Origin of the sequence: Thiohalocapsa sp., from assembly GCF_022340605.1 — a bacterium.
Taxonomy (GTDB): domain Bacteria; phylum Pseudomonadota; class Gammaproteobacteria; order Chromatiales; family Chromatiaceae; genus Thiohalocapsa.
Window position 1 is genome coordinate 1 of record NZ_JAJDNQ010000133.1, and the last position, 17,117, is coordinate 17,117.

Below are 17,117 nucleotides of genomic sequence, written 5' to 3' on the forward strand. Positions count from 1 at the left end.
ACGACCACGACCACGACCACGAGGGAGGCCGGTCTCGGAATTTCCGCAGCGAAGCACTAGCCGCCGAGCAAGTCGGTGATGTCCACCCACGGCTCGGTGCCCTCGATGGACGCGGCGAGCGTGCCGGGCGAGACCGATTGCAAGGGAAGATCGGGCGGGGAACGGTGGGCGGCGGCAGGGTGCCGCCGCCCGGCGGGTGGCATCGGGGCGCGGCTCAGCCGAGCTCGTCGGCGCCGATCTGCTTCATTAGATTGAAGCTCTTGACGAAGGGGCCGGCCATGCGCGGGTCCTTTATCATGGCGGCGTAGTCGCCGTGCTTGAACTTGAGCTTGCCGGTGGCGTAGGCGGTGCCCATGCCCATCATGCCGATGCCCTTCTTGACCCACTTGAGCCAGTCGTCCATGTCGGCGCGCATGTCCCAGTCGGGGGATTCGCCGCTCCAGTCGCCGGCGCGTGTGCAGATGCCCTTTTCGACCACGAAGACGCCGCGGGGGTCGTCCTCGTTCTTGAAGCCGCAGGTGATAATGGAGTCGAAGCCGATCTCGGCCAGCTTGCCGCTGACGTCGGGTTCGTTGTTCCAGGCGTCCTTGAGCTCATTCATCCACTCGTCGGAAAAGAGTTTGGCCATGGTGTCGCTGTCCTCCTTCTTGTGTGTAGGCGGGATGGCGGGTGTCCGCCGGCACCGGGCGGACGCGGGTCGCGAGACCGGGTCGCGAGACGCGCCCGATTTTATCAGCATCGCTCCCGCGCGCGGTTGCTTGACCGTAATCTCGATGTGGCTTTGCGCGGCCCCGCGACGCCGCTCAGCCGAAATCCAGCGCCAGTCCGCCGGGGACGAGCCTTGTGGCCTCTTCCTCCAGTTCCAAACGGGTCAGGGGGTGTTGATCGAGCCAGCCGTCCGGGAAGCGTAGTACCAGCGTGTCCTCGTTCGCGGTGAGTGTTGGCTCCGGCATGCTGTCGGGGCTGCGGCCGCGATGCATCAGCACTGCCAGACGCAGCAGCACGCAGAGCCGCTGCGCGCAGCGGCGCACGCCGCTCGGCAGCGCGAGAAACGCGTCCAGCGGGAATTTGCGCCTGTGGCCCAGCACCAGCGCGGCCAGCACCTGCTGTTCCTGGCGGGTGAAGCCGGACAGGTCGGCGTTGCCGATGAGGTAGGCGCCGTGCTTCTGGTACTGGCTGTGGGCGACGGCGAGGCCGATCTCGTGCAGCTCCGCGGCCCAGCCGAGGATGGGCGCGTAGTTGGGGTGACTGAGCTGCCAGGGCTCGCGGACTTGCTCCAGCAGGTGCAGCGCCGTCTCGCGCACCCGCGCGGCGTGGGCCTGGTCGACGTCGAAGCGGCGGGTCATGGTGGCGACGGTACGCTCGCGCACGTCCTCGTGCTCCAGCCGGCCCACCATCTCGTAGATGAGCCCCTCGCGCAGCGCTTGGTCGGACACGCGCATGTGGGCGATGGCCAGGCTCGTGAACAGCGAGCGCAGCACCGCGACACCGCCGGCGAACACCGGCCGGCGCTCCTCGCTCAGGCCCTTGAAGCCGAGCGCCGAGACCTTGCCGGCCTCGATCATGGCCTCACGCAGCCGCTCCAGGGACTCCGCGGTGATGCCGTCCTCGCTCCAGCCCTCGCCCATCACCACCGCGGCGATGGACTTGATGGTGCCGGAGCTGCCGGTGGCCGTAGCCCAGCCGGACTGGCGGAACAGCTCGCGCACCGGGCGCACTTCCAGCGCGCCGTACAGCTCGGCCTTGTCCATCTGCTTCGCGGTGATCTTGTCGTTGCCGAAGAAGCGCTGCGACATGCTCACGCAGCCCATGTGCAGGCTCTCGCGCAGCGTTGGCTGGAAGCCTTCGCCGACGATGACCTCCGTGCTGCCGCCGCCGATGTCGATGACCAATCGCTTCTCGTCGCCGATGGCGAGCCCATGGGAGACGCCGAGGTAGATCAGGCGCGCCTCCTCGCGCCCGGCGATCACTTCGATGGGATGCCCCAGCGCCCGCTCCGCCCGCGGCAGGAAGTGCGCCTCCGGGCGCACCTGCCGGAGCGTGTTGGTGCCCACTGCACGCACCCGCTCCGGCGGCATGTCCTTGAGCCGCTGGCCCATGCGCTCCAGGCAGGCCAGCGCGCGCTCTGCCACGTCCTCGCGCAGGTGCTTGTCGATGGTGAGGCCTTCGCCCAGGCGCACCATCTCTTTGTAGCGGTCCATCACCTGTAGCGTGCCGCCGTCCATGCGCGCCACCAGCAGGTGGAAGGAGTTGGAGCCCAGGTCCACGGCGGCCAGGGTGTCGCCGTTGACGATGGCGGCCGCGACGGCGGGCGCCAGCTCTGGGGAGGGGGCCGTTGCGGCGGGTGTCGCCATCGCCTGCTGATGTCGCTGCGTCAAGGAGGCCGGCTGCGGCCCGGGATAGGGGCGGCAGTATAGCCGCCCGCCGGCGTCGCGGCAGGGATCGAAATCAATGCACAAAATCGCGCCGACGCCGGGACGAAGCCTCGAGCACAATTCCGTCCAGAGCCATCGCCCCGTGGGAGTGGCGTCCCCGCCGCGACTGGACGCCCGTCGCGCCGGGGACGGCGCTCCCACGGCGGCGGACGGGCTCAGGATCGACGTCCGGGGCGGATTGACCGGCGTCGGCTTCGAGCTTGTAGACCAGCGCCGTGTAGGTTGGGCTGAGGAACGAAGCCCGACGCGGCGCCCGATGCAAACGCCTGCTCGTCGGGCCTCCTGCGTCGGCCCGACCGACGGCTGTCGCGTGACCCGAAGCCGCAACGGGCTTTCTTCGCAGCTTCAGCGCTGGTCTGACCGCGACGGCAGGGCTCGCATCGCCGCCTTCCACGGCGGCTGCTGCCATTCGGGATGCCCCTTCCAGGCGTCCTTGAGGGCGGCGATCCAGCGCCGGTAGGCCGACAGCGACGGCACATACGGCGAGTGGGCCAGCTCGAAGTGGATGCCGGTGATGGGGTCGTTGAAGAACACCGCGTAGTAGCCCGGCGTGTACACCGGATATTCCTGCGGTGGCTCGGTCACCTCGACGCCGTTGGGCAACAGGAAGTCCCGGTGGAACGCATCGACCTCGCGGCGGTTCCGGGCCCAAAGCGCCACGTGGTGAATGCCGGTGGCGTGCGCATCCGGATCGAGCTTGCCGCCGGTCTGCGCGGGTTGAATGCCGATATAGCTGTGCGGAAACGGAAACCGTGCCATGTAATAGGTGGAGCGATAGCCGATGTCCAGCGTCCAGAAGCTCTTGTAGCCGAGCCAGCCGAACATCTTGTCGAAAAAGGCAATCGATGCGTCGTAATCGAGAACCGAAAACTCCACGTGATGAACGCCTTTCCATCTCATGTCGGGTTACCCAGGGTTTCTGTTGCTGCTGCGGGCCCCTGCGGAGTGACGCCGCCGGCGGGTGCGAGCGGCCCGGCCGAGGGCGATCACAACTCCGGCCAGGGGGCGCCGGCTCCCACGCCCCAGCGACCGGGCAAGAATGGGGCGTAGAGTGGGCAAAGCGGCAGCGTGCCCACCATGGGTCGTCCGCAACCTGCTGCAACATGGGCACGCTTCGCTTTGCTCATCCTACCCTGGAGCCACGGATCGGGCGTTTCTGAGAATACTTGCCCAGTCTCTCCAGCATCGTGGGTCGGGTTAGCGATAGCGTAAGCCGACAAGCAACGCGTTACCGATGCCCAACGTCGGGTTACGCTGCGCTAACCCGACCTACGACTCAGCGGTAGTTTTTCAACCGTCACCGGCAACAGCTACGACGAAAGCGCGATCTTCGATGTCGTGACCACGTCCACCGGCATCGGCCTGCGGGTGGTCCACCCGAGCGTCGTGCCCGTGCCAGGCGTCGCCTGGCTGCTGACCACCGGCCTGATCGGCGTCGCCATCGCGCGACGGCCGTCGCGGCGATGAGCATGCCCTGAGCCAGCGGCCAGCCCCTGTGGGAGCGCCGCCCCCGGCGCGATGAGCGCCCAGTCGCGGCGGGGACGCCGCTGCTACAGCCGGCCGGCTGCTGCGCGAATCGTGATCCATGCCCTCTTTCAGTGCTGTGTCGCTCCCCGACGACCTACTCTTTGCGCGGCCGCACCGATAAGCCCCACCGCCAAAAGCAGGATTGTCTCCGGCTCCGGCGTGTTCGCGACAACGTCTCGTGGTGTAGGGGTTGAGCTCTCCCGCAACAGCACGGCAACGTCGTAGTTGCGATCCGCGCGATGGAAATCGTATGTACTGTCGAGTACCCCGTTTAGCCCGAACGTATCGATCGATGTCGTGAAGGTGGGCGTGGAATCGTCGAAGCGCCCGGAGTAGATGCCATCGAAAATGGTCGTGCCTCCGGATCGAATCAGATAGTGAAACTCGGCATCCTGCTCGAGCCCCAAATACGACACCGCGCGACTATATGATGAGCCAAACGGGGCGCTGACGGTACCCGTGTTGGCGAGGATCGAGAAGCTGGCGAGCGGATCGGCGTCAAGGCTCACGATGCCAAGTGTCCACCCACCCCCGTCGGTGGTCATGTCGGCGCAGGCCACAAAAGGAAAGCCGAGCCCCATTTGCTCGTCCATCCAATACATCCCGTCCGAAAACGCCAGCGCATTCTCCAGCAGTTGCTTGGCGGAGTAGGCTGCAAGGTTCTCCGTGCTTCCATCCACAAGCGTGGCAGAAGCGGAGGTGCCGCCGAGGCTAAGGATCAGTGTCAGAGACAGTATGGGCAAATTCCTCTTCATTTGATTTATCTCCGCGTCGTCAAGTTTGTGACAGGTGAGGCGGCACGAGCCTAATGGCTCGCGGGATGCCACTCGGCGCAGTTCGCCTCGACTCAACCTTGGCAGCTGGATGCGCGCCCGGCGCTGGTTGAAAATGAAAGCGCCGGAGGCCCGGAGCTACCTGTGCAGGTTCCTCTTAGGGTCGCGTCTGCGGGCGGGGCTCGCAATCAAGCGTGCGTGATTGCACGAGCCGCCCCCTGATCCCGTTCAGGGCGATGAGTCCAGGCATTAGCAGCAACAACACGCTTGGCGCCGGCGCTTCCTGCCTTACCTCATATGTGAATGTGTCAAGCAGGATTTGTGCATCAGTGCCAGAGTATTCTGGGACATTGCCATACCCACTGATCATAATCTGAGTTACGGTTGTCGATGCGTCGAACGTCAATTCATAAAGGTGCCAGTCGGTGAAGCCGAGTACGTATTGTTCAAATTCCCAGAATTCCCAGGTGCTACCGTCACTCCATCCGACCCGTACCGATGGGCCGTTTGCCAAAAACGAAAACGAGTCGACTGGTGATGTAAAGTCGATCTTAAAGTCGGCATAGTGAGTGCTCCAAGGGGAATTCGGCAGCCAAAGCCATTGTATGTTGGACGCCATATAGGAGGCGGAATTATGGCCGAAAACATAGTTACCTGTGCCGTCGGCACGGGAATAGACCCCGCGGTCGTCGTTACTCGTATACGGATACTCTGAAGTTTCCCAGATTCTTGATACGTTTTCGAACGAGAGATCGGTTAGCCTTTGGCCCGCAAAGTCGTCAGGTTCTATAACGGCAGCATGAGCTACCGTGGGCAGGGAAAGTGCGAGCGACAAGATCGTCGGAACAGAAACGAGGTGTCTCATGGGGCTGGCTCCGCTGTGCTGCCGTGGGTGGGGGTACTTGTCCGGTGTGGCGGATAGGTTATGCTCTTGGCGTGGCGCTCTCCGGTTACCCGAAGTCGCCGTCGCAGGTCCGGGCGGGAGGTCTTCGTGCATTCACTTTTTCGGTTGCATTCACTTTCGCAGGTGTGAAAAGGTCATCATGCCAATAGCAGTGCGCGTTACGGGAATCGGTGCTCGGTAATGCGGAGCCATGCGGTGCGGCGTCGGTTGCGAAAGCCACGCGGTCTTGCTCTTTACCTATGCGGCATTGATTTTGTATCAAGGGAGGCAAAAGGCACGGCCGAGCCCCATTTCTCCAACTTCCGCATTGTGCAGGAACGAAAGTGACGGGGCCGAGAACTGCCTCTGTGAGTGTCGCTCGGAAGTCGCGTCATTACGCGGGCCTTGCCAATCGCGCATACGCGGTTGCAAGACCAGGCCCATGATTGCGCATTAACAAGCAAAAAGTGGGCCCGCCTCATTGATCCTCGTCCATAAAGTTTATTGCTCATTTGTCTCGGCCGACGCCTTTGCCCAGCAGTTGAGTAGGCTTGGGCCTGTGTATGAGGTGCCATCTGATCGGCGGCCTAGCGCCATATCGCGTGGCTTCCATTCGGGTTCCTATCGTTCTTGCGAATAGAGCGAAGGAGCCCGAAGGGGACAGGGCAGCGAGGCTCTGTCCGGTGATCGGGCGGGCGGTGATGCCGGCAGAAGTGTGGTTGAGCCGGCGGGCGTTGGCGGACGCTTGGCGTTCGTAAGCCGGGGGTGAAGGGGCGCCGTGGCAGGTCTGCTCGGGGAGAGCGGCTGCTCTGAGCAGCTGGCGGATGTTGGGTGGCGGCGATCACGGCGTTCGTCCCTTGGTACGCCCGTGAGAGGCGCTTGACGTGTCGGCAGTGTCGCCATTTCGGGTATGCGCCGCAATATCGGTGTCTGATCTGGCGCAATCGGGGATAGTGCTTTTCGAGTACTGGTAAAAAGTCTGGGCGGTTGACTCGGTGACGGTGCCGACTGAGGTTGGCGCCGGCGCGCCGAGTTGCGCTCGGCGCGCCGCCGGCGGGGCTCGATGCCGCGTCGGCGGCGTTGGGGGGCGCAAACGATGCTGCTTGTCCGCGCGCCGAGTGCAACTCGGCGGCCCCAGGGGGCGACTGCGAGTCGACGTAGCGGGGCTTGGGCTGAAGCCGGCGCGTCGGGTGCTGGTCGCCGGCTAGAGCCAGCCTTTACGGTGCAGCAGCCAGAGCTGGGCCAGGGTGATGCCGGCGAGGAAGAGGCACAGCAGCAGGAAGGCAATCGGGTTGTTGGCGTCGGGGATACCGGCCACGTTGACGCCGAGCAGGCCGGTGATGAAGCTGAGCGGCAGGAAGATGGCGGTGATGATGGTGAGGGAGTAGACGCGCCGCTCCGTGGTCTCGGAGGAGCGTTGCAGGATCTCGTCCTGGGTGATTTCGGTGATCTCGCCCGCGGCGCTGAGGCCGTCGATGGCGTGCAGGCAGCGGTCGGCCACCTCGCGCACGGCGCGGCGCGGCTCATCGCGGAGCCAGTGCGGACCGCCACCGGCGAGGTCTGCCAGCGCGCGGCGCTGCGGTTGCAAATGGAAGCGCATGCGTATCATGCGCCGGCGCAGGGTGGCGAGCTCCGCGACCAGGTCTTCGGTGTGGCGGGCGCGGTTGGCGGCGCGGCCGATGCGCCGCGTGGCCTCTTCCAGTTCCTCCAGCACGTCGTCGGTGTGGGTCATCAGGAGGTCGGCGAGGTCGGCGATGATCTCGCCGATGTCGCAGGGGCCGGTGCCGTGCGCGAGGGCGCGATGCAGGTCCTGGACGGCGAGCAGGCGTTCCTGCTGGCCGCTGATGAGCAAGCGCCCGTCGGTCCACAGCCGCGCTGCCACCATGTCGCCCGGCCTCGCGGTGGAGCTCTGCTCGATACCCTTCAGCAACAGCAGCAAGGTGTCGGCGCGGCGCACCAGCCGGGGGCCCGCGTTGGTGGCAGTGAGCGCGTCCACGGTCAGCTCGTCCAGGCCGCTGTCTTCGCGCAGCCAGCGCAGCGCGTTGGGATGGCGCAGGATGAGATGGACCCAGATCTGTTCCGGGGCCGCGGGATCGCGCTCGGCGAGCTCGCGCCAGCTGATGGGCGTGCCGCCGCCGCGGCCGTCGAGCCGATAGGCGAAGGCGAGTCCAAACCACTGGTGCAGGCGGTCGAGTGTCGGCATGGCAGTGTTGCTTGTTCGGTCTGGCTGCCGTGTGGCGCTCGTTCAGGTGCCCGCCGCTGGTGCCGCGCCGCCGCCATCCTGCGCGGTATCGTCGCCAGGTCCCGGCGCGGGACGCGTGCCGCGGCTCATGTGCACTTCCAGCGGCTCCGAGGAGCGCAGGTGGATGTCGCGCTGCGGGAACGCGATGCCGATGCCGGCGGTGCGGAACTTATCGTCGATGGCCTGATGCAGCGCGCTGATGGTGTCGATGCGGAAGTCCATGCTCTGGAGATAGCAGCGCAGTATCAGGTTGAGCGCGTCGTTGCCGAATCCTTCGAACGAGATTACCGGGGGCGGGTCGTCCAGCACGTGCTCGTTCTCGCGGGCGACGTCGGCCAGCAGGCGCATTGCCTTGCGGGTGTCGCTGCCATATTCGACGCCCACCGGGATGACGACGCGGTTGATTTGGTCGGACAGGGTCCAGTTGAGCAGCCGCCCGGTGATGAATTCCTTGTTCGGCACCAGCAGCTCCTGGCGGTCCCAGTTGCGCACCGTGGTGGCGCGGATCTGGATGCGGGTCACGACGCCGGTGGTGTCGCCGATGGTGACGATGTCACCGACCCGCACCGGCCGCTCGAACAGGATGATGAGGCCGCTGATGAAGTTGGCGACGATCTCCTGCAGGCCGAAGCCGATGCCAACACCGAGCGCCGCCACCAGCCATTGTACCTGTGCCCAGGATAGCCCCAAGGTGCCGAAGACCATCAGCGTGCCGATGGCGATGATGGTATAGCGGGTGAGGGTGATGATGGTGTAGCGGCTGCCGGCGGTGATGTCGCTGTTCTGAAGCAGCAGGATCTCCAGCAGCGCCGGCAGGTTGCGGGCCGCAACGATGGACGCGGCGATGATTACCAGCACGAGTCCGATGTCCGCGAGGGTGACGGGAATGGACTTCTCGACGCCGCTGACGGTGCCTTTGTAGCTCCACAGCGTCACCCGGTCGAAGATGTTGAGCGCCGGCAGCACGTCGGACCAGATGATCCAGAGGCCGACGACGGCGGCGGCGAAGACGGCCAAGTTCAGGAGCCGGCGGGTCTGCGCGTCGAGGGCGTCCAGGTCCACCGCGTCCTCCGGCACGACAAGGGTTTCCGCGCCGGTGGCCTCGGCGGCCTTGGCGGCCTCGCGCTGGGCGCGGCGGTCGAGGGCCGCCTGCAGCGCCAGCCGGCGTCGTGTCACCAGTAGCCAGCGGGCGATGAGCTGATGCGCGACCAGCAGCCCGAGCGCGAGCCAGAGCTCGTCCACCAAGGACTTGAGCAGCGTGCCGGAGGTGTACAGGAAGCCCGCCAGGGCCAGGCCCGCGAGTCCCACGGGCACCGCCACCATCGCTGGGTACCAGATGAGACGCAGACGGTTCAGCCAGCCGTCCGCGTGCTCTTCGAGCGTGTGCCGGAGCGCGCCGCGCCCCGGGTGCAGGACCAGCGCCATTAGTATCGCGAAGCCGAGCTCGAACAGGGCCAGTGACAGGCGCCCCAGGGTGCCGGTGAAGTCCGGGTTGCGATAGCCATGCACCAGGGCGGCCACCAGTCCCACCGGCAGCAGCAGCGTGATCGCCCAATAGGCGCTGCGGCGCACCAGCAGCACGGTGTCGGTGCGCCAGCGGAAGTGGCGGTCGGCGATGCCGCCGCGCATGCACAGCATACGCAACGCCAACAGGTAATAGAGCGCCGGGACGATGGCGATCAGCGCATCGCCCAGGGACTTGGTGAAGACATTCGCCTCCAGCGAGCCGCTCAGCACGTACCCCAGCGTCAGCGCCAGCAGCGGCCAGGGCAAGCAGGCGAGCAGTGTCAGCCCCAGCGCGACGAGGGTGTAGCGGAAGCGGTCGGTGCTGATGCGCCGCAATGGCTCGGCGCTGGCGCGGATGGCGCGCCTGAGCGGGGCGCCGCGCCAGAGCAGGATCAGCACCGCCGCCAGCCCGAGCCACAGCTCCAGGGAGCGCGTGGTTTCCACGGCGAGCGTACTGACCACGGCCACCCAGTTGTCGGGCCGCACCAGCATGTAGAGCGCGGAAGGCAGCGCGGCGAAGGACTGCTTGGCGATGGGGCCGATGCTGCGCACCCAGAGCAGGCGCTCGGACAGGTAGCGGTCGTAGTGTTGCGTCACCTCGCGCAGGCGCTGGGCGGCGAAGTCCACCTCGCCGAGGGCGCTGCGGTAGCTGTCTTCCATGTCGAGGGCGGTGCGCAGGAGGCCGCGCCGGGTTTCCGCCTGGGCGCGCAGCTCCTCCTCTAGTTGTGGGCGGGATTCCGCGGACAGTGCGTCCGGCGGCAGCCCGGCGAGCCGCTTCTGCACCCAGGCATCCAGGTCGTCGAGGCGGCGCAGCTCCTCGCGCCAGCGGATGGAGTTGAGGGTGCTGTCGGCGATGCTGTCGGCGCGCTCGGCGGCCTGCTTGCGCAGGCGGCGCAGGTCCGGCAACTGCGAGCGCTGGTCGATCAGCACCTGACCCTGGGCGCGGTTGAGGCCGGCCGCCTCCAGGCGCTCGCGGGCGTTGGCGAACTCCTCCTCGATGCGCGCGGTTTCCTGCTCGATGTCCGTGCGTTGTTCGTCCAGCTTGGCCAGCGCCGCGGTGGCGTCGCTGATGGCCTGGCCGAGCTCGGCGTTGCGCTCCACCCATTCCTGCACCAATGGATGGGAGTCGGCCGCGGCGGCGCGATCGGCATCCAGGCTCTGTTGCACGGCGTCGGCGGCGGCCTTGCGCAGGGCGTCCGCGCGCGCTTCCAGTGCCTTGCGGCGGGCCTTGGCCTGGTCCAGCGCGAGCTGCTCCTGATCGCGCTCGGCCAGGGTCAGTTGGCGGCGGGCGTCGGCGCTCAGGATTTCCTGCTCCAACATCTGCCGTTCGGCCTGCAACCGTGCGCGGCGTGCCTGGCGTGTCCAGTCGCTTACCTCGCGGGCACGCGCAGACAGGGTCTCCGTGGCACCGGGCGGGCTCTGCAGCGCGGTGAGCTCGGTGTCGATGGCGGCCATGCGCTCGCGGATCTTCGCCGGTTGCTGGTCGTCGCCATTGAGCGCATCCGAGAGCTTGGCGATGCGCGCCTCGATGTTTGATATCTCCGCCTGCTCGGCGGTGATGCGCGACTCCACGGTCGCGAGGTCGGCGCTTTTCGGAAGTTCGAGCTGCGGCTGCTCAGGGGCCTCACCCGCCTGCTCCAGCTTGGCGCGGATAGCCTCCGTCTGCTTCGGCGCCTGCTCCAGGGTGGCGGCATAGTCTGCGGCGGCGGCCTCGAAGCGATTGGCGTCCGCGAGATCCTTGAGCACGGCGTTGAGATCGCCGGTGAGCTTGCCGCGCTCGGACTCGGACAGGTCCGTGGCCTTGTCCAGGTCCTTGATGCGTTGCTCCACCAGCGCCTGCGTCGGCCTGTTGCCGCTGGCGTTGGTGCCGGAGCCGGTCGTGGTGTCCTGCCCCGCGGCCTGGCCCATGAGCAACAAGGCGAGCGCGGCGAAGAGGTATCGCGACAGGACGCGCTTGCGCCCGGCCGGCCGGGGGGAGTGGGTCGAAGCTTGGGTCACGATGCAGCAGGTTGGCAGACGATGTACTTCTGAAGAGTTTCCTGAACCGGCACAACGCGCTCGGCGCGCGGGCGCACGCTATCGAGATCGAGCGAGCATTGTCCGCAACGCCGAAATCGAGCGGATCGTAGGTCGGGTTAGCAATAGCGTAACCCGACCATCAACGGCTTACGGACGCTCGCCGTCGGGTTACGCTGCAGCACGAACCCGACCTGCACCGAATACTGCCCAACCCCTATCTGGCAGGCGCGCGGTGATCAAGGGCGTGGCCGCCGCTCGGCGGCCTTGTCCGGGTTGCGCAGGAGCACGTAGACGGCGCCGCTGCCGCCGTCACGGCGCGTCGCGGAGCAGAAGGCCAGCACGTCCTCGCGCAGCCGCAGCCAGTAGTTCACCTTACACTTGAGCACCGGCTGGCGGCTGTCGGAGCCGCGGCCCTTGCCGTGGATGATGCGCGCGCAGCGCACGCGCCGGTGGCGGCAGTCGGCGAAAAACTCCTTGAGGACGGCGCGGGCGTGCTCGGCGCGCAGCCCGTGCAGGTCCACCTCAAGCTCCGGCTCGATGTTTCCGCGCTGCAGCTCCGCGACCACGCGCCTCTGTATGCCCGGGCGTGCGTAGAGCAGGTAGTCATGAGTCTCGACCTGGCTTTCGGCAAGCAACGTGGCGTCGTCGGGCTCGTCTTCGACCGGTCGTGGGCGCGGCACCGGCGGCGGGCGCTTGCGGTAGGGCTCGGCCTGATTGGCCGGCAACGGCTCTGCGTCGCTGACCGCGGTACGAAATAGTTCCGAATCAGAGTCGTGGAGCTGTTTGTTCATCTGGATTATGATTGTCGGTGGGACTCGGTCAAGCGTACCGCCACTCGACCGGGCCGTCCTGGTCGCGATGGTTCCGGTTATGATGCCGGCGTCCGCTTCGGCTATCCCGCCGAGCGATCCTGCCTCAGGATGTCGGGCCGTCGCGCGCGGGGCCAACCGGCCCTGAGAACGTGTCCGAATTGTCGCACGCCGAGGCGACATTGCGCCGGCCGCGGGCGCCGCGCACGGAAAACGCCGATCAATAGGCGAGCATGAACATACTGATCAGCAACGACGACGGCTATCGCTCACCGGGGCTGCACGTGCTTGCGCAGGCGCTGGCGCCGCTGGGCAGGGTCACGGTGGTGGCGCCGGACCGTGACCGCAGCGGTGCCAGCAACTCGCTGACCTTGGACGTGCCGATCCGCGCCGAGCGGCTCGACAATGGCATCATCCGGGTCAACGGTACGCCCACGGACTGCGTCCACCTAGCCATCACCGGGCTGCTCGACGCGGAGCCGGACTTAGTGGTGGCCGGCATCAACCATGGGCCGAACCTGGGCGACGACGTTATCTACTCCGGCACGGTGGCCGCCGCTACCGAGGGCCGTTTTCTGGGCCTGCCCGCCATCGCGGTGTCCATCGCATCCCATCAGCCGGAGCACCTGGAGACCGCTGGCGCGGTGGCCGTACGGCTGGTGGCCGGGCTGCGCGATGCGCGGCTCAGCCCGAGCACCATCCTCAACGTGAATGTGCCCGATGCGCCGTTGGACGCGCTGCGCGGCATGGTGGCGACCCGCCTCGGCCATCGCCACAAGGCGGAGGCCGTCTCGCGCATCGAAGACCCGCGCGGGCGTCCCATGTACTGGATCGGGCCGGCGGGGCCGGAGCAGGACGCCGGCGAGGGCACGGACTTCCATGCACTGCGCGTGGGTTGCGTGTCGGTGACGCCGATCCAGATCGACCTGACCCGGCATGGGGCGCTGCGCTCCCTGGGCCAATGGCTGGATACGCTGCATTGAGCGCCGCGGCCGCCGCCGATGCCGCTGCCGGCCGCGGCACCGGGCATGCGCGCGCGCGCATGCGGTTGGCCACGCGCCTCGCGACCGCCGGCATCGGCGACGAGCGCGTCATCGGCGCCGTGACGCAGGTGCCGCGGCATCTGTTCGTGGACGAGGCACTGGCGACACACGCCTACGATGACGCGGCCCTGCCCATCGGCCACGGCCAGACCATCTCCCAGCCTTACACCGTTGCGCGCATGACCGAGGCCCTGCTGGCGCCGGGCTGCTGCTCGACGGTGCTGGAGATCGGCACCGGCTCCGGCTACCAGACCGCCGTGCTGGCGGCACTGGTGCGCCGCGTCTACAGCATCGAGCGGGTCGCCGCGCTGTGGCAGCGCGCCGATGCGCGGCTCAAGGCGCTGCGCTGCCGCAATGTGCGGCTGCGCTACGGTGACGGGTCGCTCGGCTGGCGGGAATACGCGCCCTTCGACGGCATCCTGATCACCGCAGCCGCTCACGGCGTGCCGCGGCAGTTGGCGGCGCAGCTCGCCCCCGGCGGGCGCATGGTGCTGCCCCTCAACGGCATGGACGGTCAGTTGCTGGTGCGCCTCACGCGTACCAAGCTGGGCTTTCGGCACGAGGTGCTGGAGCCCGTTACCTTCGTGCCACTGCTGGGGGGTGTTGCCTGATGAGGTTGTTCTCGCCGCTGTACGACCGCGTGATGCGCTGGTCCCGGCATCGCCACGCGCCCTGGTACCTGGCAGGGCTGAGCTTCGCGGAGTCGTCGTTCTTTCCGATTCCGCCGGATGTGATGCTTGCCCCCATGAGCATGGCGCAGCCGGCGCGGGCCTGGCGCTTCGCGGCGCTCACCACGGCGGCGTCGGTGCTGGGTGGTCTGTTGGGCTATCTGATCGGGCAGTTCGCGTACGAGCTGATCGCGCCGTTCGTCGGGCAAGGCGGCCATTACCACGAGGCATTTTCGCGCGCGGAGGCCTGGTTCGACCGCTGGGGCGTCTGGGCGGTGTTCCTGGCGGGGTTCTCGCCCATCCCCTACAAGGTCTTCACCATCACCGCCGGAGTGCTGTCCATGGCCCTGCTGCCCTTCGTGCTCGCGTCGGCGGTCGGGCGTGGCACGCGCTTCTTCCTGGTGGCCGCGCTGATGGCCTGGGGCGGTCCGCCGATGGAGCAACGCCTGCGGCAGTGGGTGGACGCCCTCGGCTGGCTCGTGCTGGGGCTGGTGGTGCTGGTGCTGGTGCTGCGGTGACATGGTGGTAGGCTGGATGCGGTCATCGCTGTCCATCGTGCGCGGCACGCGGCCGCGGGGCCTGCGGCTGGCGGCAATGCTGCTGTTCGCGGCGCTGCTGGCGGGCTGCGGCGCAGGTGGTCTGGCACCGGTGGACAGCCGCGGCGGCTATGGCCCGGCGCCCCCCGGCTACTACCGCATCCGTCGCGGCGACACCCTGAGCGAGATCGCCGAGCGCAAGCGCATCCGCATGCGCACGCTGGCGGCTTGGAACAACCTGCGGCCGCCCTATGGGCTCTACGCGGGCGAGCTGCTGCGGGTGAAGCCGCCGGATGGCAGGTCGGTGCCCGGCAGCGCGGGGCGCACGGCCTCATCTCGCAGCCATGCGCACGCCATCAGGACCTCGGCGCGGCCGAGCGCCGAGGTGGCCGGTGCCGACGCGGCGAGCTCGGGCATCACCTGGGCCTGGCCCGTACGCGGGCCGGTGAAGCAGGGCTTTCGCAGCGGCGACCGCACCCGGCAGGGCGTGCGCATCGCCGTCGCCGACGGCACGCCGGTGGACGCCGCGGCGGACGGCACGGTGGTCTACAGCGGCAGTGGACTCAAGGGTTACGGCAACCTTATCATCATCAAGCATAACGCCCGCTATCTGAGCGCATACGGTTTCAACCGCGAGCTACTGGCTCGCGAAGGCGATCGTGTCAAGCGTGGCCAGCAGGTTGCCGTCGCCGGTCATGCGGCCAACGGCGAGGGCTTGCTGCACTTCGAGATCCGCCGCAACGGGGTTGCTGTCGATCCGCTTCGCTTCCTCCCGGCGACGCGCTGAGCAGGGCACACCAAGATGAGCCGGCGCCGGCTGGTCCGCGGGGCCGGGCCGCGCGGGTAGAAGCCTCAGAGGGGGTCGCATGTCCACGCAAGAGCGCGACGACGAACCGGACACGGAGGCGGTGCCGGACGATGAGGACATGCTCCTTGCCGACGAGGACATGGACTCGCCGCCGGTGGATGACGAGGGCGATGCCGAGCTCAATTCCGGCGAAGAGGGATCAGACGACGACGGCGACGAGCGAAGCGCCACCCCCCACCGCTTCTCCGCCGGCGACGGCGACTTCGACGCCACGCGGCTCTATCTGAACGAGATCGGCGAGTCCAAGCTCCTTACGGCCGAGGAGGAGGTCTACTACGCGCGCCTCGCCCAGCAGGGCAACGAGGAAGCGCGCACCCGCATGATCGTCAGCAACCTGCGCCTGGTGGTGAAGATCGCACGCCGCTACCTGAACCGCGGGCTGCCGTTGCTGGATCTGATCGAAGAGGGCAATCTCGGCCTGATCCGCGCCGTCGAGAAGTTCGACCCGGAGCGCGGCTTCCGTTTCTCCACCTATGCCACCTGGTGGATTCGTCAGACCATGGAGCGGGCGATCATGAACCAGACGCGCACGGTGCGTCTGCCCATCCATGTGGTCAAGGAGATCAACGTCTACCTCAAGGCCACGCGCATGCTGGCGCAGCAACTCGACCACGAGCCCAGCACCGAAGAGGTGGCGGAGCTGCTTGACAAGCCCATCGGCGAGGTCAAGCGGATGCTGGGTCTGAACGAGCGCATCGCGTCGGTGGACACGCCCTATGGCAAGGACGCGGACAAGCCGCTGGTGGACATGCTCCCGGACGACAGCGCCCAGGACCCGAGCGACGACATCCAGGACGCGGACATCCACACTAACCTGGATCACTGGCTGAACAAGCTCAACGACAAGCAGCGCGAGGTGGTGGAGCGCCGCTTCGGGCTACACGGCTACGAGCACTCGACGCTGGAGCGTGTCGCCAACGAGCTCGGCGTCACCCGCGAGCGCGTGCGCCAGATCCAGATGGACGCGCTGCGACGGCTGCGCGACATCCTGGAGAAGGAAGGCTTCTCCGTGGACGCGTTCTTCAAATAGCTCCCCTTGCGACCGCGTCGGCGGCGATCATAACCCCGACCAGGAGGCGGCGCTGACTCCCACGCTTCAGAGGCACTGCCATTGACTTAAGGAAAAACATGCCTTTGTGCGGCATACTTAGTGCATTTTCTAGGTTGAGATTCCGATGGTACTAGAAAAGCCGCACAAGCCGTGGAAACGACCCGGAGGCTGCTGGGCGATCAGGCGTTCAGCGCTCGGCACCGCGCCTCGCCGCAGGCGTTCACGCGGGTGCGCGCGCTGCCCTTTGCGCTGGTGGTGGCCTTGATCATGCGTAAAGGCGTCAAATCCTTGCAGAACTGGGTCAACGAGGCCGTCGGTGAATTGGGCGGCTCGGCGGTGAGCGCGAGCGCGTTCTCCAAAGCGCGCTACCGCCTGAGGCACACCGCCTTCATCGAGCTGAACCGCAAGGCGGTGGTCGAGTCGCTCTACGGCGACGGCGAGTATCGGCGCTACCGCGGCTGGCGCCTGCTGGGGATCGACGGCTCGAAGGTGCTGCTGCCCGACAGCGAGACGGTGCGTGAGGAATTCGGCACCATCGCCTTCTCCAACGGCAAGAATGGCGCGCTCGCGGGGGAGCGGGCCTGCGCGATGGCCTCGGTGCTCTACGATCTGTGCAACGACGTGGCGCTCGATGCACGCTTGGCGCATGCCAAGGCCTACGAGGTCGATCTCGCCGTGGCGCATCTGGCCCATGCCGGCCCGGGCGACCTGGTGCTGGCCGACCGCAACTACCCGTCCTGCCGCATGCTCGCCGAGC

At 67.2% G+C, this 17,117-nt stretch carries 14 protein-coding genes and 1 pseudogene; 7 read left to right on the forward strand and 8 right to left on the reverse strand.

The annotated features are described in order from the left end of the window. Window positions 1–214: 214 nt before the first annotated feature. The 3 genes from LJE69_RS16375 to LJE69_RS16385 form a co-directional block, all read right to left on the reverse strand. Window positions 215–628 (reverse strand): SCP-2 sterol transfer family protein, encoded by a 414-nt coding sequence (locus tag LJE69_RS16375; RefSeq protein WP_296927091.1) that lies wholly within the window; start codon window positions 626–628, stop codon window positions 215–217. Window positions 629–803: 175 nt separating this feature from the next. Further along, complete coding sequence (gene ppx, locus LJE69_RS16380; RefSeq protein WP_296927108.1) at window positions 804–2,354, reverse strand: exopolyphosphatase; 1,551 nt, start codon at window positions 2,352–2,354, stop codon at window positions 804–806. A gap of 426 nt (window positions 2,355–2,780) precedes the next feature. Next, on the reverse strand, window positions 2,781–3,335 hold the full coding sequence (locus LJE69_RS16385) for a VOC family protein (RefSeq protein ID WP_296927093.1): 555 nt from the start codon (window positions 3,333–3,335) through the stop codon (window positions 2,781–2,783). Between the two features lie 438 nt (window positions 3,336–3,773). On the opposite strand from LJE69_RS16385, the gene LJE69_RS16390 reads away from it, so the two are divergent. Then, window positions 3,774–3,902 carry a hypothetical protein gene (locus tag LJE69_RS16390; RefSeq protein ID WP_296927095.1) on the forward strand — a complete coding sequence of 43 codons (129 nt, stop codon included), beginning with the start codon at window positions 3,774–3,776 and terminating at the stop codon, window positions 3,900–3,902. 128 nt (window positions 3,903–4,030) lie between these two features. Here LJE69_RS16390 and LJE69_RS16395 read toward each other — a convergent pair whose 3' ends face one another. From LJE69_RS16395 to LJE69_RS16415, 5 genes are all read right to left on the reverse strand, one after another. Continuing rightward, complete coding sequence (locus LJE69_RS16395) at window positions 4,031–4,717, reverse strand: fibrinogen-like YCDxxxxGGGW domain-containing protein (RefSeq protein WP_296927097.1); 687 nt, start codon at window positions 4,715–4,717, stop codon at window positions 4,031–4,033. A 175-nt stretch (window positions 4,718–4,892) separates the two neighbouring features. Continuing rightward, entirely contained in the window at window positions 4,893–5,600 is a 708-nt protein-coding gene (locus LJE69_RS16400) for a hypothetical protein (RefSeq protein WP_296927099.1), read from the reverse strand. Window positions 5,601–6,822: 1,222 nt separating this feature from the next. Then, a complete protein-coding gene (locus tag LJE69_RS16405) occupies window positions 6,823–7,821 on the reverse strand; it encodes a CorA family divalent cation transporter (RefSeq protein WP_296927101.1) in 999 nt (332 codons plus the stop codon). Between the two features lie 42 nt (window positions 7,822–7,863). After that, window positions 7,864–11,364, reverse strand: a complete 3,501-nt coding sequence (locus LJE69_RS16410; protein ID WP_296927102.1) for a mechanosensitive ion channel domain-containing protein — start codon at window positions 11,362–11,364, stop codon at window positions 7,864–7,866. 257 nt (window positions 11,365–11,621) lie between these two features. Beyond that, window positions 11,622–12,176 (reverse strand): Smr/MutS family protein, encoded by a 555-nt coding sequence (locus LJE69_RS16415; protein ID WP_296927103.1) that lies wholly within the window; start codon window positions 12,174–12,176, stop codon window positions 11,622–11,624. Window positions 12,177–12,427: 251 nt separating this feature from the next. Here LJE69_RS16415 and surE point away from each other — a divergent pair, with 251 nt between their 5' ends. From surE to LJE69_RS16445, 6 genes and pseudogenes are all read left to right on the forward strand, one after another. Further along, window positions 12,428–13,177, forward strand: a complete 750-nt coding sequence (gene surE / locus LJE69_RS16420) for a 5'/3'-nucleotidase SurE (RefSeq protein ID WP_296927104.1) — start codon at window positions 12,428–12,430, stop codon at window positions 13,175–13,177. A gap of 59 nt (window positions 13,178–13,236) precedes the next feature. Beyond that, window positions 13,237–13,848: a protein-L-isoaspartate(D-aspartate) O-methyltransferase gene (locus LJE69_RS16425; RefSeq protein ID WP_296927109.1), complete on the forward strand. Its 612-nt coding sequence runs from the start codon at window positions 13,237–13,239 to the stop codon at window positions 13,846–13,848. Continuing rightward, window positions 13,848–14,423, forward strand: coding sequence for a YqaA family protein (locus LJE69_RS16430; RefSeq protein WP_296927105.1), 576 nt, complete (start codon window positions 13,848–13,850; stop codon window positions 14,421–14,423). The genes LJE69_RS16425 and LJE69_RS16430 overlap by 1 nt, the downstream gene beginning before the upstream one ends. Window positions 14,424–14,439: 16 nt before the next feature. Next, complete coding sequence (locus LJE69_RS16435) at window positions 14,440–15,228, forward strand: peptidoglycan DD-metalloendopeptidase family protein (protein WP_296927106.1); 789 nt, start codon at window positions 14,440–14,442, stop codon at window positions 15,226–15,228. A gap of 79 nt (window positions 15,229–15,307) precedes the next feature. Next, window positions 15,308–16,339: an RNA polymerase sigma factor RpoS gene (gene rpoS, locus LJE69_RS16440; RefSeq protein ID WP_296927107.1), complete on the forward strand. Its 1,032-nt coding sequence runs from the start codon at window positions 15,308–15,310 to the stop codon at window positions 16,337–16,339. 249 nt (window positions 16,340–16,588) lie between these two features. After that, window positions 16,589–17,117 (forward strand): annotated as a pseudogene (locus tag LJE69_RS16445) (IS4 family transposase); the annotation flags it as partial.